This is a genomic window from Ignavibacteria bacterium (genome assembly GCA_016873775.1).
Classification (GTDB): Bacteria; Bacteroidota; Ignavibacteria; order UBA10030; family F1-140-MAGs086; genus JAGXRH01.
Genome location: VGWC01000004.1, coordinates 1 through 19326, shown reverse-complemented (window position 1 = coordinate 19326; position 19326 = coordinate 1). Strand labels below are relative to the sequence as shown.

18 protein-coding genes, 2 tRNA genes and 1 pseudogene are annotated in these 19326 nt (G+C 39.0%); 17 read left to right on the top strand and 4 right to left on the bottom strand.

The window, feature by feature from the left end; genetic code table 11:
• Positions 1-42: 42 nt before the first annotated feature.
• From FJ218_01040 to FJ218_01030, 3 genes are all read right to left on the bottom strand, one after another.
• The gene (locus FJ218_01040; protein MBM4165504.1) at positions 43-1413 is read right to left on the bottom strand and encodes a tryptophanase; all 1371 of its coding nucleotides are present in this window, start codon (positions 1411-1413) and stop codon (positions 43-45) included.
• Positions 1410-1943, bottom strand: coding sequence for an adenine phosphoribosyltransferase (gene apt, locus FJ218_01035; GenBank protein ID MBM4165503.1), 534 nt, complete (start codon positions 1941-1943; stop codon positions 1410-1412). Before apt ends, FJ218_01040 begins: the two co-directional genes overlap by 4 nt.
• Positions 1944-2004: 61 nt before the next feature.
• Complete coding sequence (locus FJ218_01030; protein MBM4165502.1) at positions 2005-2814, bottom strand: enoyl-CoA hydratase/isomerase family protein; 810 nt, start codon at positions 2812-2814, stop codon at positions 2005-2007.
• Between the two features lie 136 nt (positions 2815-2950).
• Between FJ218_01030 and FJ218_01025 the strand changes: the two genes are divergently transcribed.
• From FJ218_01025 to FJ218_01015, 3 genes are all read left to right on the top strand, one after another.
• Positions 2951-3026: transfer RNA gene (locus tag FJ218_01025), tRNA-Arg, on the top strand.
• A 40-nt stretch (positions 3027-3066) separates the two neighbouring features.
• Positions 3067-6348, top strand: a complete 3282-nt coding sequence (locus FJ218_01020; protein ID MBM4165501.1) for a T9SS type A sorting domain-containing protein — start codon at positions 3067-3069, stop codon at positions 6346-6348.
• Between the two features lie 11 nt (positions 6349-6359).
• On the top strand, positions 6360-6719 hold the full coding sequence (locus FJ218_01015; protein MBM4165500.1) for a thermonuclease family protein: 360 nt from the start codon (positions 6360-6362) through the stop codon (positions 6717-6719).
• Between the two features lie 45 nt (positions 6720-6764).
• On the opposite strand, the gene FJ218_01010 is transcribed toward FJ218_01015, so the two are convergent.
• Positions 6765-6850: transfer RNA gene (locus tag FJ218_01010), tRNA-Leu, on the bottom strand.
• A gap of 189 nt (positions 6851-7039) precedes the next feature.
• Between FJ218_01010 and FJ218_01005 the strand changes: the two genes are divergently transcribed.
• The 14 genes and pseudogenes from FJ218_01005 to FJ218_00940 form a co-directional block, all read left to right on the top strand.
• The gene (locus tag FJ218_01005) at positions 7040-7612 is read left to right on the top strand and encodes a hypothetical protein (protein ID MBM4165499.1); all 573 of its coding nucleotides are present in this window, start codon (positions 7040-7042) and stop codon (positions 7610-7612) included.
• Between the two features lie 26 nt (positions 7613-7638).
• The gene (locus tag FJ218_01000; protein MBM4165498.1) at positions 7639-8400 is read left to right on the top strand and encodes a hypothetical protein; all 762 of its coding nucleotides are present in this window, start codon (positions 7639-7641) and stop codon (positions 8398-8400) included.
• Positions 8401-8472: 72 nt separating this feature from the next.
• Entirely contained in the window at positions 8473-10623 is a 2151-nt protein-coding gene (locus FJ218_00995; GenBank protein ID MBM4165497.1) for an adenylate/guanylate cyclase domain-containing protein, read from the top strand.
• Positions 10624-10653: 30 nt separating this feature from the next.
• Positions 10654-11886: a hypothetical protein gene (locus FJ218_00990; GenBank protein ID MBM4165496.1), complete on the top strand. Its 1233-nt coding sequence runs from the start codon at positions 10654-10656 to the stop codon at positions 11884-11886.
• Positions 11887-11971: 85 nt separating this feature from the next.
• Positions 11972-13177 (top strand): DUF3393 domain-containing protein, encoded by a 1206-nt coding sequence (locus FJ218_00985; GenBank protein MBM4165495.1) that lies wholly within the window; start codon positions 11972-11974, stop codon positions 13175-13177.
• Between the two features lie 86 nt (positions 13178-13263).
• The gene (locus FJ218_00980) at positions 13264-14460 is read left to right on the top strand and encodes a hypothetical protein (GenBank protein ID MBM4165494.1); all 1197 of its coding nucleotides are present in this window, start codon (positions 13264-13266) and stop codon (positions 14458-14460) included.
• A gap of 157 nt (positions 14461-14617) precedes the next feature.
• A complete protein-coding gene (locus FJ218_00975; GenBank protein MBM4165493.1) occupies positions 14618-16570 on the top strand; it encodes a PEGA domain-containing protein in 1953 nt (650 codons plus the stop codon).
• 93 nt (positions 16571-16663) lie between these two features.
• The gene (locus FJ218_00970) at positions 16664-16897 is read left to right on the top strand and encodes a type II toxin-antitoxin system HicB family antitoxin (protein ID MBM4165492.1); all 234 of its coding nucleotides are present in this window, start codon (positions 16664-16666) and stop codon (positions 16895-16897) included.
• Positions 16897-17118: pseudogene (locus FJ218_00965) on the top strand (type II toxin-antitoxin system HicA family toxin). The gene FJ218_00970 and the pseudogene FJ218_00965 overlap by 1 nt, the downstream one beginning before the upstream one ends.
• A 126-nt stretch (positions 17119-17244) precedes the next feature.
• Positions 17245-17562, top strand: a complete 318-nt coding sequence (locus FJ218_00960) for a DUF4258 domain-containing protein (protein MBM4165491.1) — start codon at positions 17245-17247, stop codon at positions 17560-17562.
• The gene (locus tag FJ218_00955) at positions 17550-17762 is read left to right on the top strand and encodes a DUF2283 domain-containing protein (GenBank protein ID MBM4165490.1); all 213 of its coding nucleotides are present in this window, start codon (positions 17550-17552) and stop codon (positions 17760-17762) included. The genes FJ218_00960 and FJ218_00955 overlap by 13 nt, the downstream gene beginning before the upstream one ends.
• 126 nt (positions 17763-17888) lie before the next feature.
• Complete coding sequence (locus FJ218_00950; protein ID MBM4165489.1) at positions 17889-18113, top strand: DUF433 domain-containing protein; 225 nt, start codon at positions 17889-17891, stop codon at positions 18111-18113.
• A gap of 11 nt (positions 18114-18124) precedes the next feature.
• A complete protein-coding gene (locus FJ218_00945) occupies positions 18125-18421 on the top strand; it encodes a hypothetical protein (protein MBM4165488.1) in 297 nt (98 codons plus the stop codon).
• 98 nt (positions 18422-18519) lie between these two features.
• On the top strand, positions 18520-19326 hold an 807-nt coding region (locus FJ218_00940; protein MBM4165487.1), incomplete at its 3' end, for a fibronectin type III domain-containing protein.

Here is a 19326-nt window from a genome sequence, read left to right as displayed (position 1 = left end):
TTCGAATTTGTTTAGGATTTAGAAAGTAGTATTTCGTGCTTTTTACATCATTTGAAATTTCGCAGTAAAATGTCGCAACATCGGCGGCTCACAAACAATGCTGTATCCATGCATCTCTTTTCTATGTTCGTACGAATCAATCACATTTTCAACAACAAAATCAATATGGCTTTGCGTATAAACCCTTCTCGGTATTGCAAGTCGTACGAGTTCCATAAGCGGAGGAATATGTTCGCCGTTTGCGCCATATTTTCCGAACATCACGCTTCCGATTTCAACAGACCGAATTCCACCGCGCACATATAAATCGCACACGACAGATAGTCCTGGAAACTGCGATGGCGGAACGTGTTCAGCAAATTTTTTGGCGTTTAAATACACTGCATGTCCTCCCGTCGGCTGAAGAATCGGGACATTTGCTTTCGTCAGTTTTTCTCCTAAATATTCTACCGAACGAATACGATATTGTAAATAATGCTCATCCAGAATTTCGTGTAACCCTTGTGCAATCGCTTCCAAATCTCTTCCCGCTAAACCGCCGTATGTCGGAAATCCTTCTGTAATCACTAAGAGATTTCTCGCTTTCATTGCGAGTTCATCATCATTCGCAGCAAGAAATCCTCCCATATTGACCAGCGCATCTTTTTTTGCACTCATCGTTACACCATCGGCATACGAAAACATTTCTTGCGCAATTTCTTCCACCGATTTCTTTTCATACCCTTTCTCGCGGAGTTTGATGAAGTACGCATTTTCAGCAAAACGACACGCGTCTAAAAAAAGCGGGATATTGTATGTGCGCAACACTGTTTTCACTTCACGAATATTCTGCATCGAAACAGGCTGCCCGCCATTGGAATTATTTGTTACTGTAAGAAAACACATCGGAATATTTTCATTTCCGAATTGCTGAATAAATTGTTCAAGTGCCTGAACATTCATATTTCCCTTAAACGGCGCAATCAAATCGGGATTTTTTCCTTCATCGCACAATAAATCCGTCGCCGTTGCGCCACTGAATTCTATATTTGCTCGTGTTGTGTCGAAGTGCGAATTATTCGGAATGAATTTTCCTCTTCCTCCGACAATCGAAAATAAAATTTTTTCCGCTGCTCGTCCTTGATGCGTTGGAATAATGTGTTTGAGTCCCGTTAAATCGCGAACGACGTTTTCAAATCGAAAAAAACTTTTTGCTCCCGCGTATGATTCATCGCCTTCCATCATTCCCGCCCATTGTTGCGCACTCATTGCAGATGTTCCGCTATCGGTAAGCAAATCTATCATTACATCTTCCGCTTTAATAAAAAACGGATTGTAAAACGCGTATTGTAATATTCGTTCGCGTTCCTGTTGCGTTGTGAACTTTATCGGCTCGACAGATTTTATTTTAAATGGTTCGATGATTGTTTTCATTTTTCATCCATGAAATGTATCAATGAAAAAATATTATACTTGTCCAATTTTTCGCGACCGTGTAAAAAATCCAGTTCAATAACGAAAGCAATTTCAACAACTTTTCCACCAAGTTGTTCGATGAGATTTGTTGCGGCGAACATTGTTCCACCTGTTGCGAGTAAATCGTCAATAAGTAAAATATTTTCTCCACGCTCAATTGCGTCTTCGTGCATTTCTATTTTGTCCGTTCCGTATTCAAGTTGATATTCTCTGCACACGGTAACGAACGGAAGTTTTTTCGGTTTGCGAATCGGAACAAATCCGCACTGCAATTTTTCTGCAAGTGATGCGCCAAAAATAAATCCGCGAGATTCTATTCCAACAACTTTTGAAATTCGTTTGTCTTTATATCGTTGAAATAATATTTCCATCGTCGAATGAAACGCATCAGCATTTTTCAACAATGTTGTAATATCGCGAAAGACAATTCCTTGTTTCGGAAAATCTGGAACAGAGCGAATGGTTTTCATTATTTCAACAATCGTCATAGAATTCAGAAGTCATTTGTAACTTGTGAAGAATTGAAAACTACTAATGACAAATTACTAATTACCAAACAACTTTTTCCTTCTTCAAAAACCCATCAATTCCTTTTTTACAATCATCCGTCATTCGTGCAAGTGCGTTCATCATCGCAGCGTATTCAAGCGCTTTCGTAGTTTCCATATCACTAATGTTCACAAACATTTCTTTACATAGTGCAAGTGAAGAACTGCTATTTTGTTCAATAAGTTGCTCAGCAAAACTATAGGTAAACTTTTCAAGTTTTATATCATCCACAACTTCCGTAATCAAATGAAAATCTTTTGCATCTATCGAAGAAAGAATTTTACCGCTCATCACCAATTCACGCGCGCGACCTTCTCCAATTCTACGAATTAAAAAAAGCAAAACGATAGCAGGAACAAAACCAATACGTGATTCCGTGTAACCAAATTGTGCTTTCTCTTTTCCGGCAAAAATAAAATCACACACTGTTGCAAGTCCGCATCCGCCAGCAAGCGCAGGACCATTGACCATAGCAATTATCGGTTTTCGTGATTCATACATTGAACGAAACAATTGCATCAAGTTCCGAGAATCGTCTTGATTTTGAATGAGCGAATAATTTGAAAGTTTCTGCAAGTATTCCAAATCCGCTCCTGCACAGAAAGCAGTTCCTTCTCCTCTCAAGATTATTACACGGCACAATCCGTTCCTATTAAAAAATGAAAATGCTTCCGTCAATTCGCGAACCATTACATCGTTCAACGCATTACGTTTATCTGCTCGAGCAAGTGTGATAGTTGCAATTGTATTTTCATTTTCAACACGTATCGTATCGAAAAGGCGAGAAGGAATTGTGTTTGTTATGCTCATAAAAAAATCGGAGAAAAATTTATTGAAATGAAAAGTGAAAATCAAAGAAAACAACAAAAGATAATTTCCTTCAATAAAATTGTCGCCTCACAAACTTTTCGATATTTTAACTCCGAATTTTTTTTTCTGCGAACTAGTCCTCGTAGTTCAACAGGAAAGAACCGAAGTTTCCTAAACTTCTAATACAAGTTCGAGTCTTGTCGAGGACACAAATTACATTGAGATTTTCAATTCTATTTCAGTACTACTTATATGTTAAAAAAAATAATATTTCTTTTCCTTTTGTTCATTGTTCCATTCATACTAATTGCTCAAACATCGCACGTTGTTATTTCTGAATTTGCAACGCGCGGCGCAACATCTGCCACGGATGAATTCGTCGAACTCTACAATCCGACTGATGCGCCGATTGACTTATCCGGATGGAAACTGGAATATAAATCTGCTACGGGAACAACGTGGTCGCCGCGAGCAAATATACCTTCAGGAAAATCAATTCCTGCAAAAGGATTTTTTCTCATAGCGCCAACAAGTTATCAGGGAAATGTACCTGCAGATTATATTCCCAGTGAATGGACTGCGGGAATGGCGGATAACGGACATTTACAAATTGTCAATTCTACAACAACTACGCAAGATAAAGTTGGTTGGGGAAGCGCCATTGACCCCGAAGGATGCGCGTCGCCGAATCACGGAACAACTGCAAATAATAACAGCGTCGAACGAAAAGCAAAATCCACTTCTACTTCCGATTCGTTGTGCGGAATTGGCGCACATTCCTTGTTGGGAAATGGTCAAGACACCGAACAAAATTGCAATGATTTTGTTGCGAGGATGTGCGGAAGACTTCCACAAAATACTTCGAGTCCAACTGAACCTGCACTCTGCGATGGTTCAGGCGCAGTAGTGGTTTCTCCTTCTTCCGTAGAAGGAGGACAACAGACAAATATCATTGTGAAATACAAACGCGCAGAAAGTCAAACTATTTCCGATTTACGCATTATTCTTCCAAATTCATTTTCATGGTCGCATTCGGTTAATGATATTTCTTTTACGAATATTACAGCAACAACATCTGTTTCGGTAGATTCTATTCTCATTGAAGGAATTACGTTTTCTTCCGACTCGACGGAAATAACTATAACGAACGTTACTGTTCCGGATTCTACAGGGTCGTATCCAATCCGAGTTCAATCGCGTTGCACAGCATTTCGTGATGTTGCTCCAACACGAACAATTCTTGTGTTCGGAACGCCCACTCCCATTGGAAATGTTAAGCAAGTTGATTCATTGGGAATTCCCGTTATGTTAAACCAGTTCGTAACAATTCGCGGAATTGTTACCGTTGGAAACGAGTTTTGCAGTCCTTCGCATATTCAAGACAATACGGGAGCAATTGCTGTGTATGGAACAATAACTTCCGATTCCATCAATATTGGAGACGATGTTATTCTTACTGGAAAAGTTACGAACTTCAACGGATTAACTGAACTTGTGGAACTTACTTTAAACCAAGTAGTAAGCATTGGTAACGAAGTAGAACCAGTTTTGATAACAACTCAAGAAATCAATGAAACGTATGAAGGAATGTTAGTAAAAATCCTCGCTGTTGTTGTTCGTGATACTTTCGGAAATCCGATTACAACTTGGGATTGCGGAACCTCCGGAAGAAATTACCGTTTGATCGATGCAAGCGGTTTCACTCAAATCCGCGCTGATAATTGTATCAATCTTTGCGGAACTCCTGCGCCTCAAGGTGAATTCGATATTGTTGGTGTCATTGGGCAATTTGATTTAAGTTCACCGTTTTTCGGAGGTTATCAAGTTATGCCGCGAAACGATGCGGATGTAAAAAGTTGCGGACCATCGTTTTCTTCTGTTCCGGTTGAAAGCGAACTGCAACAAACATCTCTGAAAATTTCTTGGACGACAAAACGCAACTCTTCTTCCTTTATAAAATACGGACTTACGACTGATTACGAATTAGGAATAACCGGAGATGCAACACCGACAAGAAATCATGCAGTAGTTCTTACAGGATTATCACCGGCAACAATTTACAATGCAGTTGCATTTTCGGATTCATCTTCCGACACATGCTATTCGCAAAATCTTGTTGTGAGTACAACATCGCCGAATGCTTCATCGGGACAAATGAATGTCTATTTCAGCAAGAGTATATTCGCACCGCTTGCCTTACCTGAACCTGCGCAAGGAAATGTGAACTTCGTGCAAAAAATTATCAACAGAATCAACGTAGCAAAACGCTCGGTAGATTTGTGCTTGTATAGTTTTAGCGGAGCAAATGAAGGCGAATTGGTTGCCTCAGCACTTGTTGCGGCAAGAAATAATCGCGGCGTAAAAGTTCGCGTAATTGCTGAAGCAGACAACAGAAATTCCAATGCATTTCTATTATTAGAACAAAATGGAATTCCACTCATTGACGATACATTTGGAGATAACGACGGCGCCGAATTGATGCACAATAAATTTCTTATCATTGATGCGCGCGGCGGAGCTCCCGAAAGTACGTGGCTATGGACCGGTTCGTGGAATATCACTCAACAAGGAACACAAAGTGATATGCAAAACGTCATTGAAATTCAGGATATGTCGCTTGCAAATGCATACACGCGTGAGTTCGAAGAAATGTGGGGAAGTAACACTGATATTCCGAATTCAACCTATTCGCGATTTGGCGTTCGGAAACTCAATAACACGCCTCATAAATTTCTCGTCAATGGTTCAGAAGTCGAAGTATATTTCAGTCCAACGGATAAAACATCGTCGCAATTTGTTCGTTTCATCAAATCAGCAACGTATGATTTCGAATTTAATATTTACACGTTCACCCGAACGGAAATTGCCGACGCAATTATTTCTCTAAACAACGCAGGGAAACAAGTTCGTGGTGTAATGGATAATAACACTGACCTTGGAACGCAATATTCGCGACTCACAACCGCCGGAGTGGATGTAAAATTAAAAACAGGTGTAAGTGGTTTGCTTCATCATAAACTTGCGATAAAAGATGCGTTGGATTCTTCTGCGCATCAATGGGTGTGGACGGGTTCAATGAATTGGTCTAACAGCGGAGAAGGTTCGAATAATGAAAACTCCATTGCAATTCAAAATAATCGAATTGCAAATCAGTACCTCCAGGAATTCGCGGCACGGTACTATGATTTTGGCGGAACTGATACACTGCGATTTAAACATTTAGTCAATGTTCTTGAAAATCCATTTGAGCCAAATTCATTTTCACTTCTTCAAAATTTTCCGAATCCGTTTAATTCGACGACAACAATTGTGTACACGCTGGAACATTCGTCGTTCGTTACAATAAAACTTTACAATGTTCTAGGAAAGGAAATTCAAACACTTGTGAACGAAATGAACGATGCAGGAGAATATATCATACATTTCAATGCAGGAAACTTACCTTCTGGAATGTATTATTACCGAATGGTTGTTGGAAATAACGCATCGAAAAAAGGAAACTCAATAACAAAAACAATGTTACTGATAAAATAACGTTACTAAAAATGAAAGAAGAATTCCTGTATTATTACAAAGCAAACGTTGTCAGCGTATACGATGGCGATACGATTACTGTAGATATTGATGTAGGATTTAATACAACGTTACGCAAAGAAAAAATTCGATTGCACAGAATCAACGCTCCCGAAATACGAGGACGCTCGCGAAAGAAAAGTATTGCCTCCCGCGATTATCTTCGTTCGTTGCTCGATGGAAAAGAAATTCTTCTGCAAACAATCAAAGACAGAAAAGAAAAATTCGGTCGCTATCTCGGTGAAGTGTGGTTGAAACAAAACGAAAAACTCATCAACGTAAATGATGAATTAGTAAAGCAAGGATTTGCTGAATATAAGAAGTACGAATAAAAGTGAAAATCCGTTTCAGGAACTGAAACGGATTTTTTATTTCTGTGCCGAAGAAGGGAGTCGAACCCACACCCGGTGTAAGCCGGACTGGATTTTGAGTCCAGCGCGTCTGCCAGTTTCGCCACTTCGGCGGTAAAATTTTCGGGCGAAAATATAGAGATATTTTTTTGCGTAACAAATTTTTTAGAAAACTGTTTTCGTTTTCATTGATAGTATGTATATTCACTCGCAATTTTATTGCAATTATCACAAAATATTTTTTTAATTCACTTCCGCTTTGCGGAAAAAATCTTATTCACTTATTTCAAGGAGCAGTTCGTATGAAGCACTTCACTTCATTATTATTTAGTTTATTTGTAATTACATTGTTAGCAGGATGCGGAGGAAGCAAACAAGGACTTTCCGACGTATCCGAAGGTGATATACCCGATTGGTTTATGAACCCACCCCAAGACCCGAATTATCTGTTCGCAGCGCGTTCAGCAACATCGCAGGATATGCAACTTGCAATTGACAAAGCCGCAACAGATGGAAGAACAGAAATTGGACGTATGGTTGATGTAAAAATTCAAGGTCTTCAAAAGAAATTTGATGAAGAAACAGGATTAGGAAAAGATGCGCAATTACTTTCTATGTTCACATCAGCATCGAAGACCGTTGTATCAACTTCACTTTCCGGGACCAGAATTGCAAAACAGAAAATTTCCAAAGAAGGCGGAATGTTTCGCGCGTATGTTCTGATTGAATATCCCGTTGGCGCAGTAAATGCCGCGCTTGTTGACCAAATCAAAAAGAACGAACAGATGTACACACGTTTCCGCGCATCACAAACTTTTGACGAACTCGAAAAAGAAACGGAGAAGTACGAAGAATTCAAAAAAGGTCAAAAGTAATCAATCGTTACTGCGAGGAACTTGCAATGCTGTATTTTTTTTCCCCTTCATTGCGTACGCTTCTCGTTCTGTTACTTTTCAACTCAGTCTTGTTTTCCCAGGAACCTTTTGAATATCCATTATGGTTTCTCGAGCCCGAAAGAGTTGCGTGTCCATCAATATCCGTTGGATTTGCAACTCTTTCGCATTATCAACACAATTCTGTACTTGCCGCCAAGAAAAACGCAATTGAAAACAGTGTTCGCCTCAAACAATTTTCTGTATCCGGAGGCGAAGCGTTTTTCAAAATGGAGCACGGAACGATGTTCCAGGGAAATAATTTTCTCGAATCATTTGATTCTTCATTGTTGCTGAGAAATTCACCTTCTCTCATTGTTCTCGATTCTTCATTCACGGAAAATTGTGCTGTTGTTCTCGTCGGCGATTCATCGTGCAAAGAGTTTGAACATTTCAAGACACTCATCAACGTTTCCGATTCACGCGCACCTGATTGGACATCTGCACTTCCTAAAGAAAAAAATGTTGTATATCAAGTTGGTGTCGAACAAGATAATTACTATGAATTATCATCGTGGATTGAAGCAGAACGAGATGCTCGATGGAAACTTGCACGCTCATTAGCAACACTTAAACTGCAATCCATAACGAAATCTACTGCACAGAGCGGACAAGAAATACAGAATCAAGAATTTTCTGTTGTGGTTTCCAATGCTGAAATTACGAAGCGATGGCGAGACACGAACAATAATATTTATTATGTACTCATCCGTTGTCCACTAACTCCGTGATATAACTGATACAAGAAATTTTCTTTTCAGAACTTTTGAGCATATTCTTTTTCATTCATTTAATATCAAACGATGAATTCGAACAGAAAATTTCGCACTTCGTTCTACAGTGGATGCGTTGCTGTATTGTTTATTCTTTTACTCGTACTCTTCTCCACCTTTGAACATCTCGAACTTAAAACTCTCGATATTCGATTTCATCTTTTTTCCCATCCGGAATCCGTAAGCAAAAATATTGCTATTGCTGTCATAGATGACCCAAGTTTGCAGGCGTTAGAAAAACAAAATGTGTACTGGCCTTGGCCTCGTGATATTTACGCACAACTTGTTTCATATTTTCAACGGGGAAACGCAAAGGCAGTGCTCTTCGATGTGTTATTCACTTCTCCCGATGTCAAAGATTGGGTGAACGGCGAAGACATCAATGACCGCATTTTTTCCGAAGCGCTCACGAACGCCAACAATGTTTCGCTTGCATTTCAATTAAAGGAAGAAATTACACCGCCCAATCATAAACTTGTCGCAAAACAAACATTCAATTTTCCGTTAAACGCAGTTTCTACGACAATTTTTTCATCTGCGCTTCTCCCCTCTCCATTGCTTCAAACTTCCGCACATTCATTGGGAACGGTCAACTATTTTTTTGATGCTGATGGAATTTGCCGACGCATTCCTTTGCTGTTCAATTACAATGGAAACACGCTTCCCCATCTCGGTTTCGCCGGATTTTGTATTCAAAAAAAACAAATTTTATTCAACGATGTTTCAAAAAAAATTCTTGTAGATTCGGTTTCAATTCCTCTTGATGAAAACGGAAATTTCCTGTTGTGGTGGTATGGTAAAGGAGGACCCGAAGGATGTTTTAAAAATCAATACTATTCCATTCAAACGCTGCTGAGTTCCGCATTGCAGGAACAACGTCATCATCAACCGATTATTCCGTCGGATTCATTCAACAATAAATATGTTATCATCGGAACAAACGCGCCGGGGCTTCTGGATTTTCGCAATACACCGTTTACGCAGGAAGAACCATATCCTGGAATGGAAATTTATGCAACAATGTTGAGCAATCTTCTTCAACAAGATTTTTTACAAATAACAAACCAATTCGTAACGCTTCTTGCTATTCTGTTCTTTTCTTTTGCAATTTCTTTTGCAATGTTTTATTTTCGCGAAGTATGGTTCAGTATTGTTGTTGTGTTTCTCAGTACGGGAATTTGGATTTATCTTTGTTGTTATTTGTTCACGTCGCAAAAAATCTGGCTTGAAATGGTCGCACCACTCTTCGCTATTTTTTCTTCGTTTGCAATATCTTCTGTATGGAGTTACGCAACGGAAGGAAGAGCGCGGCGTCAATTGCGTTCTATGTTCAACAGATACTTGCATCCGAGCATCGTTAAAACGATTGAAGAACATCCGGAAAAAATAGACCGCGAAGGAGAACTGCGCGATGCCGTGATATTTTTTTCCGATATCGAAGACTACACGGAGAAAGCGGAACAACTGAACGACGAACCGAAAACCTTAGTAAAAAATCTCAATGAATATTTTTCTATCGTTGCAGATATTATTTTTCGCAATGGAGGATTTCTCGATAAATACATCGGCGATGCAGTTATGGCAATGTATGGAATTCCCGATAAGAAAAATGACGACGCTTATCGCGCGTGTATTTCTGCGCTTGAAATTCAGGATGCATTAAAGAAACTCAAACTGCGGAGTAATAATCTCTTCAGTACAACGCGATTTGGAATTCATAGCGGTAAAATGGTTATTGGGAATATCGGTTCGAAACAACGCATCGAGTACACTGCAATTGGCGATACAGTCAATATCGCTTCACGTCTCGAAGGCGCAAATAAAATTTATCGCACTTCCATTCTTATCAGTGAAGAAGTTTTTCTCCAAGTCCAAAATAAAATTGTTTGCCGTGAAATTGATACGGTGTACTTAAAAGGAAAAGATATTGCTACGAAGTTGTATCAAGTCATCGGAATCGTAGAAACTGTTCCACACGAAGAAATGCTGTTCTATCAACAATACATTGAAGGACTTCGCGCGTACGAGCACCGAATGTTTCAAAAGGCGAACGATATTTTTTCCGAACTTTATGAACGCAACAGCAACGATACGCCAACAAAAATTTTTCTTCAACGCACTCAACAACTTCTCCGCGTTCCCCCCGCGGAAGAGTGGAAACCAATTCACGAATTAACGTAACCTCACAACTCAATTGAAAGGAAAATTATTATGCAGCGCATTCTCATCATTATACTTTTATCATTATTCACTGCAACATTTCTTCACTCGCAAAAAACACAGTACACAAAACGCACTCGCAATGAAGTACGTGAAGGTCCTGGAAATTACTACGACCTTCTGCGCGTTCTTCCTTCCGGTGTTGCTATTACTATTCAGGATGAAAAAGGAATGTGGTTAAACATTAAAACTCCCGATAAAACCAAAGGATGGATGTCAAAAAATTGTTTGACTGAAGCACCTCCAAGTTCATCAAAAAATCTTGAAGCAGAATGGTCATCTCCGAAAGCGACAAAGGCAGGAGTTGCAGCGGCAATTCGCGGCTTTGCAGAACGTTATGGCAAAACTTCCCGCGAACAAATTGAAATGCTCGACGTTATTGCCGAACAAGCATTTTCCGCAAACGATTTTCTTGATTTTCAGCGAAGCACGTTGCAACAAGTGCATCTTGTTCCGTTTCACAACATTTATGAAGATTTTCAAACATTGATTCCCGAATATCATTGTTCAGAATCGGAAGAAGGAATCGGCGCAGGAATTGCCGCAAAAATTTTATCACGCGGTGTCGTTCGCAATCCTGCTCTTTCAAAGTATGTTAACCTTCTTGGACTGTATATCGTTGAACATACGCCGATGAATGACGTGCGATTTCGCTTTTATGTACTCGACGACGAACGCGCAGTCGCATTTTCACTTCCGGGAGGATTTGTTTTTGTTTCCAAAGGTTTGATTGATGTTTGCAGCAATGAAGCAGAACTCGCTGGTGTTATTGCTCACGAAATAATGCACATTATTTTGCAGCATGGAATCAAAGAACTTGTTTATTCAAAAACAAAAATTCACGTCGAAGAAGCATTCGAAGATATGAATAAAGAGTTCAATGAATCTCCCGACACAACGGAAGAAGCATTAGTAGAATTTGCGCAAGTAGCATGGGAAACAGTGAACAAACCTCGTACGTTGAAAATGGAAACGGAAGCGGATAAAGCCGCCGCAATTATTTTGACACATTGTGGCTACGATGCACAAACACTCACTCAACTCATACAAAAAATTGAAGCGCGCACGAAAAATGTTTTCGATGTTGACATCGAAGAAGAACGTCCTTTCGCATATCTTGACTTTGTGCAGCGAAGAGAATTGCTCCAGGAATTTTTGCGCAATGAAATGAAGCATACTTCCGGTGCATTATTGGAAGAACGGTTTCTGTCGTTCGTCAAATAAAAAAATGGAAAACTGAATCTTGAACGGTTTCAACGACATATTCAATAACAAATTTCATTTTACGGTTTTTTTCAAGAAACAATATATGCGTTATACACATTTACTCTCCATCATCATTCTATTATTTTCATTTTACCAATTTCTTTTTTCACAAACTAAAGAAGATTCGTTGTTTCAACAATTTATGAAACAGCAACAACAAGGCATTCAGGAACAGGAAGAAGCGTTTTTTCAATATCAACAAAAAGTTTCCGATGAGTATAAAAAATTTGAAGAAGAGCAAAAAAAAACGTTTGAAGATTACGTAAAAAACATCGGGAAGAACTGGGGGAAAAAAAATGTGAAAACAAGTTCGAAGAAAGAATGGATATCGTACAGCAAAGATTTCAAATCGCGTCGGAGCGTTGATTTTGAAAAAGGAGTTGCAAAAGTGGAAATTCTCGTTGACGAAACGGAATCGAAAAATAAAGAAACTATTCAGCAAAAATTGAAAGAGGAAATTTCTAAAATGGTCGTATCGAAAGGAAACGATGACCCGTTGGAAAAAAAAGAAACCTCAAAACCCGCCGATGAACCGATATTGCTTGAACAACTTTCGACGCTTGATGGAAAACCGGTTACCGAAGAAAATGCAATAACTTTTGCAGAACAAATCGCAGCAAAATCAGAAACGCAACAAGAAGAAATCAAAGGCGACGACGGGAAAAAACGCATTGCAATAATAGTACGTGTTCCGCTTGTTCCCGAACATTTAAAAAAACGCGCGGACAAATTTCGCGAGAACGTGCAACACGAATCGAAGCGTTTTGAAGTTGATGCTTCGCTCGCGTTTGCAGTGATTCATACGGAAAGTTTTTTCAATCCGAAAGCGCGCTCCGGTGTTCCTGCATACGGATTGATGCAACTCGTTCCGAAATCTGCAGGTCGTGATGCGTATTTGTACGTGTATAAAGTTGATTCTCTGCTCACACCGGAATATTTGTACACTCCAGAAAACAATGTTGAACTCGGTACTGCGTACTTAAAAATTTTGCTGTCGAAATATTTCAAGAATATTAAGAATGAACAAAGTCGTTTGTATTGTGCTGTAGCTGCGTATAATACCGGCGCAGGAAATGTTGCTCGCGCGTTCACAGGAAAAACAAAACTGAAACCCGCAGTTAAAAAAATAAATTCTATGACTTCCGACGAAGTATTCAAACAATTGAAAAATAAATTGCCGTACAAAGAAACGCAGGATTACGTTGTGCGAGTTACGGAACGGATGGAACTGTACGGCGAGTGGAAGTGAGGAAGTATTTACAGATTTTAGGATTGAGTCAAGTTTTTATTCTTTGTGATTCTTGGCGGCTATTTTTACTATGTAGAAAAAACTTTATGTATAAATTTTTTATTCTTCTTATTTTCCTTATTCCTTTAAAAACTATTTCGCAGCAAGATAACACATACTACACTGGTGTTGCTTCCAATGCTGACTTAGAAAAAGCAAAGCAAGATGCTATGAAATCTATGCTTGAACAAATTCAAGTGTTTGTTTCTTCTTCCGTCAAAAGAAAATTGTCGGAAACAAACACCGCGTTGAATGAAACGACATCAGTTGAAATCATTGCAAAATCTTCGATGCAGTTGCAGGACGTTCAGGAGGAAATTATGAAAGACGCAGACAATATTTTTCATGTGAAAAAATTTATTGCGCGGGACATTGTGAAAAAAATATTCGCACTGAGAAAACAGAAAACCATCGAGCATTTACTTCTTGCTCAATCGGAATCAAAGAAGGGAAACATTGGCACAGCGTTAAAAAATTACTATTGGGCGTTGTTGCTCACCGAAATGTATCCCGATACGATTTCATTCACTTTTTCTAACGGAATTGCTACTTCGAATCTTTCGTCAGCGATTGCTAATGAGATGGAAAATATTGTTCGTAACATTCATTGTTCTGCTGTAAAAAAAATTGATGACGAACATCTTGTTTGGAAATATAACGTTGAATATAAAAGCAAACTCGTTTCACATTTGTACTTCGAATATTTCGATGGACAAGGACAAACGCAAGGAGAAGTTCGAAACGGCGAAGCGAAACTCACATTCTATTTTTCGCAAGAGGAAAATATTGAGCGCGAAATTTTACTGAATGTCCATTACGCTTACGAAGACGAAATGGATGAATTACTACAACTTGCGCATTCGGTTCGCATTAACAATACCATTGCAAATACTGTTGTGTTCACTCTTCCGGGCGCGAGAACAAAACCGAATACTGGAGCAACGATGAGCGATACACACACTACTAATCTCCCGGCTCCAATCTCTACGCTCCTCACTACCAAAAATTTTGACGAATTTACATCGAAACTGGATTCGCTTGTAAAAAAGAATAAACTTATAACTGGCAGCGCTAAGGATTTTGAATCGCGCGAAGGGTTATTTGCCGCAATCATTGATCAGAATGGCATCGTTGCTCTCGTGCGTTTTGAAAAACAAAAATATTACAACGCAAAAAATATGAGTGAAATTGACATCACGCACTATGCGGGAATGCGAATTATTTGGATTGAAGTGTTGAAGTAAGGTCATTCTCAACAGATATATGAATGAAACAGATGAGTATTATTTTCAACAGAGTTTCGTTTCAACTGCTGTGAATCCGTTGTGAATTAGTCCTACAATTACTAAATTTACGCCGCAAATTTTTCCATTTTCTTTTATCTGAAACAAACAAAAAAATATGAGGATAAATCAAACCATAAGAATTATTTTTGCTATCTGCTTTACAACTCTCTTTCAAACGTTATCATTTACTCAAACTCTCAATCGCCAGATGAAAGTTGATACATTGTATCAATCTTCGCGCGTAGTATTGGAAACAGATAAAGCGGTGATTATGGTACATTCACAAATTCCGAATCTTCGATTTGAAAGCAACCGACGGATTGATAAAGTAACGCAAGTTTCCTCCGGGGATTGGGAAGTGTGGATTCCGTACGGCACACACATTTTGAAAATTGATGCCGATGGTTTTCAACGACTCGAACTTCCCGCTACAAACTTTGCTCAAAAGCGAAGTTATGAAATGGCGATAAAAGCAGTTGGTTTTGCGCCTGATAGAATAGCAGACGAAAATTTATTTGAAATTGTTTTTAAACTCAGCGAGGACAATGTGTATTCTTCATACGGTAATTTTTCGCCGACACTTTCTAAAAGCAAAACAATTTCATATAAACTTCCGCAAGGTGAATTCACATTTCGTTTTTCCAAAGATGGATTTGCCGATGAAACAAAAACGATGAACGTTTCGCAAAATCAGCAACTCGACATTACGTTGAAAGCAGGAACAACAACACAAATATTTTCATTGCCCGGTATTGTGCAAATAACATCCGAACCAAGCGGAGCGGAAATTTTGGTGAACGGACAAAAGGTTGGAGCAACACCGTATCAAGGAGAACTCGTTGCGGGAAATCATCAGTTAGAATTGCGTAAAGCATTGTATCACTCCGACGTTTCGACGTTTACTATTGAAGAAGGAAAAACAAAATCGCTTTCACTGAAACTCAAACCTCGTTTCGGAATTTTAAATGTTACAGAACAACCGTCGGGAACTTCCGTGTATCTCAACGATAAATTTATCGGCGAAGCACCAATTACAAACTATACAATCGAAAGCCAAACATACTCGCTTCTCCTCACTCAAAAATTTTATCACGATTCTACATTTTCCTTAGAAGTGCGCGACGGAGAAACATATACTATCACTACTCAAATGCGTCCTGCGTTTGGCACACTTTCCGTTACGTCATCGCCGGAAAATAATGCCGAAGTTTTTCTTGACGGAAAGAAAGCCGGCGTTACTCCATTCACCAACAATAAACTTACTTCGGGAAAATATCTTCTCAAAGTTTCCAAAGAACTCTACAACGATACAGAAGAACAAATTCTGATTGAAGACGGCAAAACAACAACTAAAACAATTTTGCTCAATAAAAATTATGGCGAATTGAATGTAACTGCAAACGAAAGTAAAATTTTTCTGAACAATAAAGAAGTTGGTGAAGGAACATACACAGCGCGATTAAATGCAGGACGCTATCAGTTACGAGCAGAGCGCGGAGAAAAATATACATCGGATGAAAAAGAAGTATATGTTTCCGTTGGAGAGAATAAAAACATAACACTCACGCCAACACCAAAACTCGGAAGTGTTTCTGTGTTTGTTGAGCCGATGGAAGCAAGCGATGCGGAAATTTTTGTGAACGAAGAATACAAAGGAACTGCGCCGAAAGTTCTTCCTCTCTTGATTGGTGATTATCGCATAACAGCAAAGAAAAATAATTTCCTTGATAAAACGGAAACCATCTCATTGTTGGAAAATGATAAGAAGCAAGTGAGGTTTGAACTACTCACGTACGAAGGCACACGCCAGCAATCTATTGATAGATGGGCAAGAGGGAAATGGATTTCGATTGCTGGAGCAACGCTTGCAACTGGTGTAGGAACGTATTTCTTTTTGAGCGCGGAGAAAAAGAACGATTATTACAATGCGGCAACGAATGGAACCGATGTAAAAAACTTTCGGGATATACGCGACAAACATCAACTCTATTTTCAAATTTCTGTTGGCGGCGCGGGAGCGTTTTTGGCGGGGACGATTTATTCGTGGGTGATGGAGAAAAGTTATTGAACATTTTATATTTTACATTTAACATTGTAGATTTCAATGAATGTGTTTTGTAAATTAATAACGAAATTTTTTCAATTATAGTATCAGAAATTTATGCTCTTTCATGTAACATTAGAACAAGCAGAAGACGGATGGCTTGTCGCAGAAGTTCCCGCGCTTCCCGGATGTGTTTCACAAGGGAAAGATGAAAAAGAAGCGCTCGACAATATAAAAGAAGCAATCACTGCGTGGCTTTGGGCGGAAGACCAAAAAGCAATGTTGACGCTTACTGCGAACAATGCAGCGCATTCTCAGAAAAAAATAGAACCCATTGTTGTTGCAGTATAATGAGACGCTTAGCAAATATCTCGGGCAAAGAGGCAGTGAACGCTTTTCGGAAAGCGGGATGAAAAGGTATGGGACAAGTCGGAAGTCATTACGTAATGGTAAAACAAGGTGTTCGCGCTAATCTTTCTATTCCGCAGCATAAAGAACTTTCTGTGGGTACTCTTCGCTCGTTGATTCGTTTTGCCGGAATGACTGTTGATGAGTTTTTAGATTTGTTATGAACGGAAAATTAACCACGAATTACACGAATGAAACACGAACCTTCACCGAAATAATTCGTGGAAATCCGTGTTGTATCTGTGTCATTCGCGGTGAATAAAAATTTTTCTCTTGTAAGACTGTAACAAATGCTCGACGATATTCTTTTTGAAACTCAAACCCCACTCGGTTTTTCCGTGAGAGTAACGAGAAACTATTGGGAGATTATTACATCTACAAAACATCCTATAATGTTCGGGAAAGAAGAACTTGTTGAAAACACAATTTCCAATCCCGATGAAATAAGGCGCAGCAGCAAAGACGATACAGTTTTTTTATTTTACAAACGTAGCGAAGATTATCGTTTTGTCTGTGCGGTGGTAAAGCGACTCAACGGCGACGGTTTTCTTATTACAGCATATCCAACAAACTCAATAAAATTAGGCGAACAATTATGGACCAAGTAAAAGTATATTACGATAAATTAGGCAACACGCTCACGGTTTGGTTTGATGAACCAAGCAAAGAATACGTTTGCGAAGAAACTGCCGATGAAGTTGTGTTGATGAAAGACAACAACGGCAAAGTCATCGGATTTGAAAAATTGAACTTTTCTCTTCCTGCAAAAGAACATCTCCGTATTGGTTTTGAAGCGGTGAATGTGTAACAAAAAAATTAACCACGAATTACACGAATGAAACACGAACCTTCACCGATATAATTCGTGGAAATCCGTGTTGTATCTGTGTCATTCGTCTATGCTCATTGAGCGGAGAAGAATAAAAATAACACTATGACTAACTTACCCATTACAACAAACCCAAATATTCTCGGCGGAACTCCCGTGTTTAAGAATACGCGCGTTCCACTCAAAACACTTTTTGATTATCTCGAAAACGATTATACGCTCGAAGAATTTCTCGATTGCTTTCCCTCCGTAACCCGCGAAGTTGCAATTTCTGCATTAGATAATGCTTGGAAGTTAGAATATGACAAGGCAATGCAATGCGCATCTTGATTGATGAATGTGTGCCCCGCCAAATAAAGAACATCCTCGGCGAATATTATTGTAAAACCGCGCAGGAAGTTGGTTGGGGAAGTTATGAAAACGGGGAATTGCTATCGCTCGCAGAAAAAGAGTTTGATGTATTTATTACCGCCGACCAGAATATTGCCTATCAACAAAATTTGAAAGGGAGAACAATGAAGATTATTGTGCTTTCGTCGAATGACTTGCGAAGAATACAGAACTCTGCTGAAATGATTAGAAGAACTGTAACTCAAACAGGACAAGGTGAGTATATTGAAATTGAACTGCATGTGTAACAAAAAAATTAACCACGAATTACACAGATACAACGCGAATCTTCACTGATTTTTTTTCGTGCCAATTCGTGTAATTAGTGGCAAAAAAAAACAACTTTATGAATAACAACTTCCTTTTCCTCTCGCCACGGCGAGTTTTCATCCTTCTTACTTCTTACTTCCTCCTTTGTAACTGGAGTTGCAAGGAGTATGCAAACAACAACCCCGCTGACCCGGATTATACATTGAAACCGGTTAAGAACTTACGCATTACTTCTTTTTCTGATGCTGCGGTTACTTTACAATGGACGGATATAAACCACAGCCCAACATACCCGAACACGAAAGTAAGTTTTGACGTTGAGCATAGTAACGATGGAGTAAATTTTACCGAAGACACAACCGTTGGTAATAATGCAGAGACTGTAACACTGAATGGCACATACATAACAAACACAACTTACAAATATCGCGTACGTGCAAAATTTGATACCAGAGTGAGTTCATATACAAAAACAGAACCATACACGTTAACATTTAATCCTCCCACCAACCTTACCATAAGCGACTTTACCGAAACACAAGTAACACTGCAATGGCAAGACAACAGCACAATTGAAACGGGATTTCTGATTGAGCAAGGAACAGACGGAACAAATTACACACTTGTTGATTCTGTAAATGCAAACATTACATCAAAAACGTTGAGCGGAGTTTTTCTTATTTCGCAAACGTATTATTTCCGTGTGCGAGCAAAATCGCAGTATAATTTTAGTAGTTACATTACTAAAAATGTTACTCTTACGTTTCCCGCACCGACAAACCTTACCATAACCGATTTTACAGAAACACAAGTAACATTACAATGGCAAGACAACAGCACATTTGAAACAGGATTTGAAATTTACAAAAGCACGGACAGTATA

Excerpts from the sequence above, each read along its gene's own strand:
- FJ218_01020 (MBM4165501.1), top strand. The coding sequence starts at position 3,067 with ATGTTAAAAAAAATAATATTTCTTTTCCTTTTGTTCATTGTTCCATTC.
- FJ218_01000 (MBM4165498.1), top strand. The coding sequence starts at position 7,639 with ATGCTGTATTTTTTTTCCCCTTCATTGCGTACGCTTCTCGTTCTGTTA.
- FJ218_00995 (MBM4165497.1), top strand. The coding sequence starts at position 8,473 with ATGAATTCGAACAGAAAATTTCGCACTTCGTTCTACAGTGGATGCGTT.
- FJ218_00950 (MBM4165489.1), top strand. The coding sequence starts at position 17,889 with ATGACTAACTTACCCATTACAACAAACCCAAATATTCTCGGCGGAACT.
- FJ218_00955 (MBM4165490.1), top strand. The coding sequence starts at position 17,550 with ATGGACCAAGTAAAAGTATATTACGATAAATTAGGCAACACGCTCACG.
- FJ218_00980 (MBM4165494.1), top strand. The coding sequence starts at position 13,264 with ATGTATAAATTTTTTATTCTTCTTATTTTCCTTATTCCTTTAAAAACT.
- FJ218_01005 (MBM4165499.1), top strand. The coding sequence starts at position 7,040 with ATGAAGCACTTCACTTCATTATTATTTAGTTTATTTGTAATTACATTG.
- FJ218_00970 (MBM4165492.1), top strand. The coding sequence starts at position 16,664 with ATGCTCTTTCATGTAACATTAGAACAAGCAGAAGACGGATGGCTTGTC.
- FJ218_00975 (MBM4165493.1), top strand. The coding sequence starts at position 14,618 with ATGAGGATAAATCAAACCATAAGAATTATTTTTGCTATCTGCTTTACA.
- FJ218_00990 (MBM4165496.1), top strand. The coding sequence starts at position 10,654 with ATGCAGCGCATTCTCATCATTATACTTTTATCATTATTCACTGCAACA.
- FJ218_00985 (MBM4165495.1), top strand. The coding sequence starts at position 11,972 with ATGCGTTATACACATTTACTCTCCATCATCATTCTATTATTTTCATTT.
- FJ218_01015 (MBM4165500.1), top strand. The coding sequence starts at position 6,360 with ATGAAAGAAGAATTCCTGTATTATTACAAAGCAAACGTTGTCAGCGTA.
- FJ218_00960 (MBM4165491.1), top strand. The coding sequence starts at position 17,245 with ATGCTCGACGATATTCTTTTTGAAACTCAAACCCCACTCGGTTTTTCC.
- FJ218_01040 (MBM4165504.1), bottom strand. The coding sequence starts at position 1,413 with ATGAAAACAATCATCGAACCATTTAAAATAAAATCTGTCGAGCCGATA.
- FJ218_01030 (MBM4165502.1), bottom strand. The coding sequence starts at position 2,814 with ATGAGCATAACAAACACAATTCCTTCTCGCCTTTTCGATACGATACGT.
- apt (MBM4165503.1), bottom strand. The coding sequence starts at position 1,943 with ATGACGATTGTTGAAATAATGAAAACCATTCGCTCTGTTCCAGATTTT.